At 32.7% G+C, this 10,455-nt stretch carries 10 protein-coding genes and 1 pseudogene; 9 read left to right on the forward strand and 2 right to left on the reverse strand.

The features are described from left to right. The 6 genes and pseudogenes from CCPUN_RS03660 to CCPUN_RS03675 all read left to right on the forward strand — a co-directional run. The coding region (locus CCPUN_RS03660) for an AAA family ATPase (protein WP_204594654.1) at positions 1 to 1,323 on the forward strand (1,323 nt) is incomplete at its 5' end. A gap of 8 nt (positions 1,324 to 1,331) precedes the next feature. Further along, a pseudogene (locus CCPUN_RS04920) lies at positions 1,332 to 1,445 on the forward strand (hypothetical protein); the annotation flags it as partial. A gap of 42 nt (positions 1,446 to 1,487) precedes the next feature. Then, positions 1,488 to 1,616, forward strand: a complete 129-nt coding sequence (locus CCPUN_RS04835) for a hypothetical protein (RefSeq protein ID WP_255414892.1) — start codon at positions 1,488 to 1,490, stop codon at positions 1,614 to 1,616. Between the two features lie 528 nt (positions 1,617 to 2,144). Beyond that, the gene (locus CCPUN_RS04745; RefSeq protein ID WP_165941941.1) at positions 2,145 to 2,330 is read left to right on the forward strand and encodes a hypothetical protein; all 186 of its coding nucleotides are present in this window, start codon (positions 2,145 to 2,147) and stop codon (positions 2,328 to 2,330) included. Positions 2,331 to 2,340: 10 nt separating this feature from the next. Beyond that, positions 2,341 to 3,171, forward strand: coding sequence for a hypothetical protein (locus tag CCPUN_RS03670; RefSeq protein ID WP_133282230.1), 831 nt, complete (start codon positions 2,341 to 2,343; stop codon positions 3,169 to 3,171). A 163-nt stretch (positions 3,172 to 3,334) separates the two neighbouring features. Further along, entirely contained in the window at positions 3,335 to 4,438 is a 1,104-nt protein-coding gene (locus tag CCPUN_RS03675; protein WP_133282231.1) for an ankyrin repeat domain-containing protein, read from the forward strand. On the opposite strand, the gene CCPUN_RS03680 is transcribed toward CCPUN_RS03675, so the two are convergent. Further along, positions 4,435 to 5,676 carry an MFS transporter gene (locus tag CCPUN_RS03680; RefSeq protein ID WP_133282232.1) on the reverse strand — a complete coding sequence of 414 codons (1,242 nt, stop codon included), beginning with the start codon at positions 5,674 to 5,676 and terminating at the stop codon, positions 4,435 to 4,437. The genes CCPUN_RS03675 and CCPUN_RS03680 overlap by 4 nt on opposite strands. 632 nt (positions 5,677 to 6,308) lie before the next feature. On the opposite strand from CCPUN_RS03680, the gene CCPUN_RS03685 reads away from it, so the two are divergent. Continuing rightward, positions 6,309 to 6,611: an NUDIX domain-containing protein gene (locus tag CCPUN_RS03685; RefSeq protein WP_133282233.1), complete on the forward strand. Its 303-nt coding sequence runs from the start codon at positions 6,309 to 6,311 to the stop codon at positions 6,609 to 6,611. Between the two features lie 341 nt (positions 6,612 to 6,952). On the opposite strand, the gene atpD is transcribed toward CCPUN_RS03685, so the two are convergent. After that, the gene (gene atpD, locus CCPUN_RS03690; RefSeq protein WP_133282234.1) at positions 6,953 to 8,455 is read right to left on the reverse strand and encodes a F0F1 ATP synthase subunit beta; all 1,503 of its coding nucleotides are present in this window, start codon (positions 8,453 to 8,455) and stop codon (positions 6,953 to 6,955) included. Positions 8,456 to 8,895: 440 nt separating this feature from the next. On the opposite strand from atpD, the gene CCPUN_RS03695 reads away from it, so the two are divergent. Next, positions 8,896 to 9,387 carry a deoxycytidylate deaminase gene (locus tag CCPUN_RS03695; RefSeq protein WP_133282235.1) on the forward strand — a complete coding sequence of 164 codons (492 nt, stop codon included), beginning with the start codon at positions 8,896 to 8,898 and terminating at the stop codon, positions 9,385 to 9,387. Positions 9,388 to 9,730: 343 nt separating this feature from the next. Further along, positions 9,731 to 9,859, forward strand: coding sequence for a hypothetical protein (locus CCPUN_RS04840; RefSeq protein WP_255414893.1), 129 nt, complete (start codon positions 9,731 to 9,733; stop codon positions 9,857 to 9,859). Positions 9,860 to 10,455: the final 596 nt, after the last annotated feature.

Below are 10,455 nucleotides of genomic sequence, written 5' to 3' on the forward strand. Positions count from 1 at the left end.
AAAATTAGCCGTTTTTTATCAAATATAGTGGAAAATCCTCAATGTCAGTCTTTTATCCCATCATATATTTGTACCACCACCGATGTATTAATAGGTTCTGATAGTAAAAGGCAGAAATTAGCCTACACAGGCGTTTTACCTATTGGTAAATCTAGCATTGAAGCTGTAATTCTTTCAGGTTATTATGTAGATAAAACAAAACATGCTGAGACGTTATTTAAAGAAGAAGCTACTGTGTTTCTATCCCGTCCCCGTAGATTTGGGAAGTCTTTATTTGTTAGCACATTGGAAGAAATAGCTAAAGGAAATAAAGAGCTATTTCAAGATTGCTATATCTATAATTCTGGTTATGATTGGAAGAAATATTCTGTCATTAGGATGGATTTTTCTAAGATGGATAAAAACAACTCAGAAGTATTAAAAGAATCTATTCTAAATGAATTATATACTATTTCTAATTCATACGAAATAGAAATGGAAAAGCCTAATAAAAAGACTCTTCCTAACACTTATTTAAAAGATTTGATTAACAAATTAATTTCAAAATTTACAGAACTTAAAAAGACGGATGAAAGTTACGAACCTAAAGTAGTTGTACTGGTAGATGAATATGATGCCCCTTTTATTAACCAATTAGATCCAGAAATAAAAGAAAAAAATCGTTTGATTGTACGAGAATTTTTGACCGTTATTAAAAGCCTTTCTGGTGACAATAAAATTAAGTTAGAATTTGTCACTGGTGTTAGTTCTTACTGTTTTAGAGATACTTATTCAGGTCCTAATAACTTAAATGATATTACACTTAGTCCAGATTATACGACTGTAGCTGGTTATACAGAAGAAGATCTTTTAAATAAAGATTCTGTCTATTATAAACGAATAAGTCAGTTAGCAGAAAAAAGAAATATAAGTAGCGATGTACTAGTTGGAGAAATGCGTTCTATGTATAATGGTTATAAGTTTCATCCTGAAGATGATACGATATCTGTATATAATCCACTATCCACCCTAATGTTCTTGCAACGCGGTGAACTAAATAACTATTGGATTAATACAGGAACACTTACTTTTCTAGTTAAAAAAGTTAGTAAATCAAATATTAAAGATTTTAGTAAGCCTATTTCTGTTACTAGGTATGCATTAACAGAACCCGATGAAGATGATTTAACGGCGAATGGCGCCATGTTTCAAGGGGGATATTTAACCATTGATAAGTATGAAAACGCATTGGATGAAGGAAAACTTAGACAAATGGATGATCCAATATTATTAAAATTTCCTAAAATCCACTTAGTGAACATGCTACTAGTGGAGGTAGAATAGATATTGTTATTGATTCATTAAGTGATGTTACCTATATACTTGAATTAAAACATGATCAAAATGCTCATACTGCTTTAGGCCAGATAGAAGGCAATGATTATAGAGAGAAGTTTCTTTATAAAGAAAAAAATATAGTCCTTATAGGACTTAATTTTTCTAGTACAATGCGTAATGTTGAACAACAATTTGATTTTGCTATCTACGATGAAGAAGGCAATCAAACTACTAAAGATGCTATTATTAGTAGTCGTCAACATGTATGTGGTCGGGAAGTTACTAGACAAAGAGAATAAAGCTTACAATCCTTTATCCTTTTTACGTTACCTGATATTTCGCACAAAATTTTTAGTTTTTTATTTTCCTTTTTGATTATATAAACAAGAAAATTCTCCGAGTTATTCTATGATATTTCCATATAACAACATCATGTCGAGTCACCCAGGGCTTCCCCCTAAGCACAGCCAAAAACCAACTATTATATGCAAATATGCAACGCTCTATTGCATATTTGATGTAAGTTAATTACCTTATTAGTAAGGATCCAGAGTTATTCCCGTTGCTGGTGATCTATCAATCACATGCAGCGTAAATGCTATGCGTTCCTGCACAGGGCCTCTTTTGTATATATCCATTTAAGCGTAGTGGTGTCATAATTTTGCACAAGGATTGGAGCAAAGGATGTGCAACACATACAAATTTTTTATATACAAGGATTCAGGTGGAAATAGGCTAGATTGTTTTTTTAGACATACTTTGCCCTATAGGTATAGACCTTCTCAGAAGGTTATTAAGTTGTTTTTTTATGTAAATTTTTAATGACAATGAAATATATTAACAAAATAACACATCATGTGCATATATCCATTTTGTGGATTACACTATTTTACGTTTTAGGCGCTTGTAGCAGGAAGCAAGCTACGCAACATATCGGATTAAATAAAGCGTTTATAGCAGGATCTGCACTTTCAGCACCGCTCAGCCAGGCAGTAATCTGTACCATCCAATGATACAGCACTAGTGCCTACGGGTATTGATTTAAATCAAGTACTTTTTCCTGTATTGGTAACTATACGTAATGACAGTTCATTGGAAGACCTAAATTCTAATAATGTCGAGATTTATTTACCGGAAATGGATGAAATAAAGCAGGTGATGATTAATGGTACTATTGATTATCAGAAGATTAAATCCATTTCTGCTAAAGATGATGATCCTATAGGAATACCTATAGAAAACTCTGTAGAACAGAAATTACCTGTTGCTAGTATAGCATTTGCGAAGGGTGTTGCTATAAATGTCTTGGGTGCTGGGTTGAAATCTTTTTTTATTAAAATAAGAAAAAAAGATAGTCTTGGTTATCGTGGTTTTAGAGGAGATCATGGAACGCACTTAAATTTGGTCAAGGCTGGTACTTACGTTATTTTAATGTCTGTTGCCTTATATCTTGAGTTGCAACAGGGTTTTCAGCGTGCAGATTTATTAACCACATGGTCTAATGCAGGTATAAGTTTAATGACAGTTGGAATACATATATTACGTCACAAGAAGAAAGCTATGACTAACAGTATGTGGACTGCTTTTTTCAATACAACTGCTGCCATTATTATTACTAGTGTTTCTCCTGATACATCTAATTATCATCCTAAAATAGTTTCTACTTGGTGTGCAACGGCTGATCAAATTTCAGCTTTTTCGACGAAATTAAAAAAATGTTGTTGTACTGATTCTAAATCTAATAACGAGCAACCATACCGAATAGGGATGGTAGGTGCGCACTTTTTGGTCACTTCATTTTCTATAGTAACTTCTTCATGGACAACTGCTCAGATTGTGTCCAATTCAGACTAGTTATTAAAATGAATCATCTTAAAGACCTGTTTCGTAAGCACATAGAATAAAAACACAGTTATTTGTACATAATAGATGGGTTTTGAGTGAATTTTAGCCCACTGAAGTGGACCTAGTACTTATGCAATAGGTCTATATTCAGAATATTTAACACATTTTATTTATGAAACATAATTGCAAAATAATCACCTTTACAGCCATGGTATGGGTTACTACTGGTATAAGTAGGTGTACAAGCATTGCACACAATAGAAGTGTTAAAAGCACATCCACTTATAATCAAGTAGGCAAAAAACAGATCGTATCTCTTTCTAAAAAGGGAATTAAAGCCATTAAAAAAGGAGATATACGGCAAGTAAAAGAAATTTTTGATCGTTATCATAGTAAAGATGATAAAAAAAGCATTGCAAATACAGAAATAAAGCTATGGCAAGATGTAAATGATTCGGTCTATTATGTACAAGAATCTATTTTATATTTCGCTATTTTCTGTAGAAATAAGGCTAAAGAAAATGATAAAAATAAATACCTAGAAGTTATTGCATTTTTACTAGAGAAAGGTGCGAATCCTAACTTGCCGCGCAAACGTGTTGCCTTTAATCTTATGGATAACTATCCTCTAAGCATAGCAACTAAAGTATGTGATGTAGATGTGGTAAAGTTATTGCTGAAATATAAAGCAAATATCAACAACTTAGATCATGGATTACAGCCTAATTCATTTACTGGTGGTGCACTCCATATGGCCATTAGAAATGGTTATATACCTATTCTTAAGATCCTTTTAGCGCACAAAGATATAGATGTAAATCTACTTGCAAGAACAGGGTTATTACCATTACAGAATGGTATAATTGGTTATGAATTTAGACGTGACAGTAATCAACTAAATGTAGTACGTTTACTATTAAGAGATAAGAGAACTGATGTCAATAAAAAAGATGGTACTTTTGAAAAAGATGCTTCACTTGGTCTAGCAGTTGAGTGGGGTCTTACAGACATGGTAGAAATATTATTAGAGCATCCAGCTATAGATCTGGAACCAAAAAACCGTCACGGACGCACCCCACTTGCAGAAGCAGTGCATAATGGTCATGTAGAAATCGTAGCGTTGTTATTAAATCACGGAGCCAATCCAGAAGGTACTACACTAACAAAATGGGGTGCATTTTTGTCAAAATTGGGTTCTCAAAAACACAAAAAAATCAAAGAACTTTTAGAGAAGGCAAGGAAAAATCAGGATAAAACAAAAAAGTTCGAAACTTAATTACTATTTTTTATTTGTTTATCAATATGTATAGTTAAAGAACCTGAATAAGAAAAATTTACAATAGCACCATACACACCAACTAGCGTTGAAATGGTTCCGCTCAATAATAAAAATATTTGTGTGTATTGAACATGTATCCATCCACTAACGAACAAACCAATAACAACAGCTAGTTGTAGTACGAATATATAGATTGGAATAATTTTATTTCTCTGATTTTCTGGCATTACTTTCATCAAATAAGTCCACATTAAGGTATTTTGCAAGCCATTTGCAATACCAAAGATTAATGCAATTACACTCAAGCAAAAGGTAGAATGTAATATACTATTTGCTAATACACAAATCCCCATTACAGATGCTGCTATACATACCCCAAAGGGTTCGCCTTTTTTTGTGAATAAGGAAGTAAATAAAAATGGGCCAATAACTAAACCTAAACTGGTTAAACTTCCTAGTGATCCATAAAAAGCCTTACTTCTATGGAGTATATTCACCACTAAATAAAGTAGGGCTACATTACATGTCGATGTAGCAGATATAGTTACAAAAAGTGGATAGATTATTTTATTCATTTTAGGTAATTGCAAAAAATTGCGCGTATAGACAACCAGGTTATGCACAAAGTAACTACCTTCTCCCGTTTTTTCTTTCTGTTTGGAAGTAGCGCTTAAAACATCCTTATAACTGGGTAAAAGTGCATAAAGCATCGGTATACCTAGTAAAAATATCCCCCCTGTCATACACAAAACTGGTTTAGGGTCAAAATAATTATTCACAAAACCAGCCAATGATGGACTTGCTACATAACCTATATTCCTTATAGAATGCGTAACTTTATTCACCCACTGTAACTGATTTTTTTCAAAAATATTTGCCACAATGATGGCTAATGTAGACCAAAATAAAGCAGCAAATAATCCTAAAAGTAATGATACGATATAAGTAACATAAGAATGTATAAAATAACTGGTTACAATAATAGTGATACCAGATAACAAAAAAATCGCACATAAGAGTGTGAATAATGAAACCCTATCTAAAAGATATATAGAACATGGTGTTGATAGCATGCCTCCAATGAGATAGGCCATCATAATCATAGAAATATCAGACATACGCTCTCCTTTTACTAAAGCAAATGCATAGGTAACAGAAGCAAATTCTTCACCAAAACTTACAATATAAATAAGGATAAAGCTTATAAAGTAAGATGATTTAAATGATTTTAACATGATATTGTAGTAGGTTCTATGGCACCAGTTTGGTATAAAAATTCAAATGTTCTACCTGTAGGACAGAAATACATATAAGTTATGTGCAGGAAACATAAAAAATATATAGATAGAATGCAAGTTTTTTATCACTTTTTATTCAAAAAAGTATCTAATAAAACGTGAGTTCGGGATTAAAAATATATAGAATATAGCTGATTTTGAAATAGTATTTAATAGTTTTAATGCTATCAATTGACATTGATCCAACCAAGAAGAAAAAATCTAAAAATTTTGTCGAAATGTCGGCTATATTACTGTTTTTACGTGTTTTTCATACACTTTTGCTTAAAAGAGGGCATAGTATCGTACTAAGCCTTTGTTAAAAAGTGGTGACTATTATTTGCATATATGCTATTTCTGAATCTATTATAATTATTACTATTTTGACAATCGCTTTGGCTGCTTGTATGATGTATAAAACTGGTAAACTATCCCAAAGTTTTATGACAAGCATTATTTTCTTTACTTTAGTATATTTTCTTATTAAGGAATGGTAGTCAGGATTTTCGCAGAATAGGCAATAATGCTTAATTTTGTGGATATGGTTATTTGTACCTGACATTTTGCTACAAAATTTTTAGATTTTTTCAATGAATAGAAAACAAATTGTTAAAGTAAGGGGCATATTGGAATCAGATGGGAAGATTCTTCTATGCGAACATACAAAAGGGCTATTTTATTTCTTGCCAGGAGGAACGTTAGAAATTGGTGAAAATCTTCACCAATGTCTTGTTCGAGAATTTTTTGAAGAAACTGGACTAATCGTGGTTGTAGCAGATTTTTTAGGTTGTTTAGAGTGTCATTGGGAAGACGATTTAACATCTTATCAAGAGCTTAATATGATTTTTAACGTTGTAACAAAAGACTTAAGTAAACTTATTAACAAAGAATAACACATTAGATTTTCATTTCATGAAATTTCTGCCATTCAAAAAGGAGTATATAAAATACTTCCAAAGTTAATTTCTATTTTTTTATCGCATGTTAATAAGCATAAACCAATTTATTTTTTCGAATCACAAGTTTATTGATGGTTGGTGTGTAAGCGCAAATAGCCCAGTTGATACTACAACGACAAGAAATCAAATTTATTTCCTTTATTAAAAAGGCACATGGGCTAACAAGACGTAAGTCTGGAGAACCTTATTATATACCCATCCTATGGCTGTGGCCAAGATTCTTTTAAAAGTTACCAAAGATCTTGAGGTTATTTTGGCTAGGTTATTGCCAAACTTTAATTCTTTTCAGAAAGTAGCTTTTCTCCTTTGTTAATTGCCTGTTCGATATTACCGACTAAATTGAATGCCATTTCAGGAAGATGGTCTACTTCTCCATCAATGATCATCTTAAATCCCTTTATGGTATCCCCTATAGAAACGTGTTGTCCTTTAATCCCTGTAAATCTTTCTGCAACGTTAAACGGTTGAGATAAGAATCGTTGTACTTTTCTTGCACGGTAAACAGTTAGTGTATCTTCTTCAGATAGCTCATCCATACCTAAAATGGCTATAATATCCTGAAGTTCCTTGTAGCGTTGAAGCATTTTTTTTACCTTTTGAGCTGTTTCATAATGTTCATGGCCCAATAGTTCTGGATTGAGTGCCCTAGAAGATGAATCTAAAGGATCTACTGCAGGATAAATGCCAAGTGCTGCTATTTTTCTAGAAAGTACTGTTGTAGTGTCTAAGTGAGTGAATGTAGTAGCAGGAGCAGGATCTGTTAAGTCATCTGCTGGCACATATACTGCTTGAACAGAGGTAATAGAACCATTTTTTACAGAAGTAATCCTTTCTTGCATGGCACCCATTTCTGTAGCCAGAGTGGGTTGGTAACCTACAGCAGAGGGCATTCTGCCTAGTAAGGCAGAAATTTCTGCACCAGCTTGCGTAAAACGAAAAATATTATCGATAAAAAAGAGTATATCTTTTCCTGCTTCATCTTCTCCACTATCACGAAAATGTTCCGCAATCGAAAGTCCTGTAAGTGCAACTCTTGCCCTTGCTCCAGGAGATTCATTCATCTGACCAAATACAAGCGTGGCCTGAGACGTTTTTAATGCTTCATAATCTACACTACTAAGATCCCAATCCCCTTGGTGCATAGAATGCATAAATTTTTCTCCATAATTAATAACACCAGCCTCGATCATTTCTCGTAAAAGATCATTACCCTCACGTGTTCTTTCTCCTACACCAGCAAAGACGGAAAGGCCATTATAAGATTTGGCAATATTGTCAATCAGTTCCATAATTAAAACTGTTTTACCAACACCTGCTCCGCCAAATAATCCAATCTTACCACCCTTAACATAAGGAGCAAGTAAATCAATTACCTTAATACCAGTGTAGAGGATCTCTGTTGTAGAAGTAAGCTGATCAAAAGCTGGGGCAGGTCTATGAATGGGAAGTTTTTTGTCGCTTTTAGGCTGTTCTATTCCATCTATAGCATCGCCTACTACATTGAAAAGACGTCCCCGTACTACATCGCCTACAGGTACTTGAATAGGAACTCCTGAGTCTACTACTTCTAACCCTCGAGCAAGCCCTTCTGTACTTTCCATAACAATTGCTCGGATACAGTGTTCTCCAAGATGTTGCTGGCATTCAAGTGTAATTTTCTTTCCTGAAGGGGTTGTAGTATGTAGTGCATTTAATATATTGGGTAATGCAGTCTCTTCATCAAAACGTACATCCACTACCGGACCTATAACTTGAATGATTTTTCCAATATGGGACATTATTAATATTTTAATAAATCAAAAACAAAAAAAAAGACACCACAGACGAATACTTTGTTTGTTGCTTTTAACAACATTTCCTTGCATACAGGGAATAATTAAGCAGTATTTACTGTAAATATATATAGATTTTTTTTAAAAAGCATTAAACTGTTTTCAAGATTGTGTAATAATTCCGTATGAAATTAAAAATAACTTTCAGATAAATGTTAAAGTTTTTTGTTTTTGTATATCATACTGTTCCTCTTTTCTTCGTATTTTTGCTTTAGTACAAGAGTTTGTAAAGTGAAATACTAAAAAGTTAAACGATTTGTAGTATAGATTGCGTATGGTACAATTTTTTGGTATCGTGATGTATTAAAGTAGCCCTTTCTACAGCTTTTGTTTACATTAATGTTGGTAGATTTTTTCAATACCAATGGGTGGCATAGTAAAAATTTATGAAAAAGAAACCTGAATTTGATGATATTTTTATGTCATTGGCCATTCAGTTAGGCCAACGTTCACATTGTGTTAAAAAGCAAGTAGGTGCTGTATTAACAAAGGATACACGCGTCATTTCTATAGGATATAACGGCCCTCCGGCAGGTACATATAATTGCGATGAAGTATGGCCTAAAACTGGTTGTGCTAGAAATCTCAAAGGTAGTTGCTCCCTAGCTATTCATGCAGAACAAAATGCCATTCTTTATGCTTTAATAAATCAAGTAAGTGTACAAGATGCTTCCCTTTATGTTACCCTTTCTCCATGTTTGCCTTGTTCTAGAATGATATATAGCACAGGGATAAAAAAAGTTATTTATAAGGACTCTTATGCTTCCTATAAAAATATAGATAGTGACGAGGGATTAAATTTTTTGCATGAATTTGGAGTAGATGTAAAGCAGTATCAAGAAAGTTTACATATAATCAGAAATAACTTAAGTCATTAAGAGTTAAAAACATTAACTTTGTTTTGCAAAAAATTACAGTGGTAGTTTAGTGTGTCAAGAACACAAAGCGGTGGTGGTTTAAATATATGATACTAAGTTGCTCAAGCCAGTTATTGTATTTTTATTCTGTAAATGAGTATTATATTGATTTTTTTTACATAAATAGTTCTGTTTTTTGTCTTTGTTAAAGCCATTATTTACTATATCTACGTTAATTAGTCATTCAGAACATCTTTACTGTAATCTATTTACTTGAAAAAAATTAATCCATTTTTATCAAATGAAATAAAATTCACTGAATATCAAATGTTTATTTCATCATATATTTGTACCACCACCCACAATGGAAACATCAGAATTTTCAAGCAACGTGGACACCTCTCTTTATAAAGATAACATGGCTATTTTCAAATACCATGTGAATGAATATTATCTTGAGCCCATTGCCTTAATAAGGCACGATGGGTTCTAACGAGGGGGTGGCAGCCAACGAAAGGAGGCTGTCGCTCTACTCACTCCATTGCCTTAATAGGGCACGATGGGCTCTAACGAGGGGGCGGCCAGCCAACGTAAGGAGGCTGTCGCTCTACTCACTTAAACTTAAAACTTAAAATTACATAATTATTTATTTAAAAAAACTTTTTTAGTGCGGAATGTCGGATACATGTTGGACACAAGTAGATTATACCCCTAATGTTTTGGATTTTTTGGTTATTTGTTTTAACTTAGCATTGGTTAAACTAGAAGGCTAATATAGGGTTCATTAATTAATAATAAACAAAAAGCATTACTTAATATATTAAATATATTTATATTTAAAAGTTTTTATCTATACTTCTAGTCTTTGGAATTTAAGTCCACTATCAACCAATTATATTTTACATTTTTATTGAATTATTATGCACAAAAATATACTTTTATTAAGTCAAAAAGGGATATATGCTTACGCTATGGTAGGTATGTTATAGTGGACTGAAAAAACTAGACAAATTTTTTGTTAATTTTGCTTCCCATTATTTTCAGTCTATTAGGCCGCGTTTTTTAGATACCTAAGATATACATTCATTG

Source organism: Cardinium endosymbiont of Culicoides punctatus (assembly GCF_004354815.1).
GTDB lineage: Bacteria > Bacteroidota > Bacteroidia > Cytophagales > Amoebophilaceae > Cardinium.

Coding starts and splice junctions, on each gene's coding strand:
- CCPUN_RS04835 (WP_255414892.1), top strand. CDS start 1,488: ATGCGTAATGTTGAACAACAATTTGATTTTGCTATCTACGATGAAGAA.
- CCPUN_RS03680 (WP_133282232.1), bottom strand. CDS start 5,676: ATGTTAAAATCATTTAAATCATCTTACTTTATAAGCTTTATCCTTATT.
- atpD (WP_133282234.1), bottom strand. CDS start 8,455: ATGTCCCATATTGGAAAAATCATTCAAGTTATAGGTCCGGTAGTGGAT.
- CCPUN_RS03685 (WP_133282233.1), top strand. CDS start 6,309: ATGAATAGAAAACAAATTGTTAAAGTAAGGGGCATATTGGAATCAGAT.
- CCPUN_RS03695 (WP_133282235.1), top strand. CDS start 8,896: ATGAAAAAGAAACCTGAATTTGATGATATTTTTATGTCATTGGCCATT.
- CCPUN_RS03675 (WP_133282231.1), top strand. CDS start 3,335: ATGAAACATAATTGCAAAATAATCACCTTTACAGCCATGGTATGGGTT.
- CCPUN_RS04745 (WP_165941941.1), top strand. CDS start 2,145: ATGAAATATATTAACAAAATAACACATCATGTGCATATATCCATTTTG.
- CCPUN_RS04840 (WP_255414893.1), top strand. CDS start 9,731: ATGGAAACATCAGAATTTTCAAGCAACGTGGACACCTCTCTTTATAAA.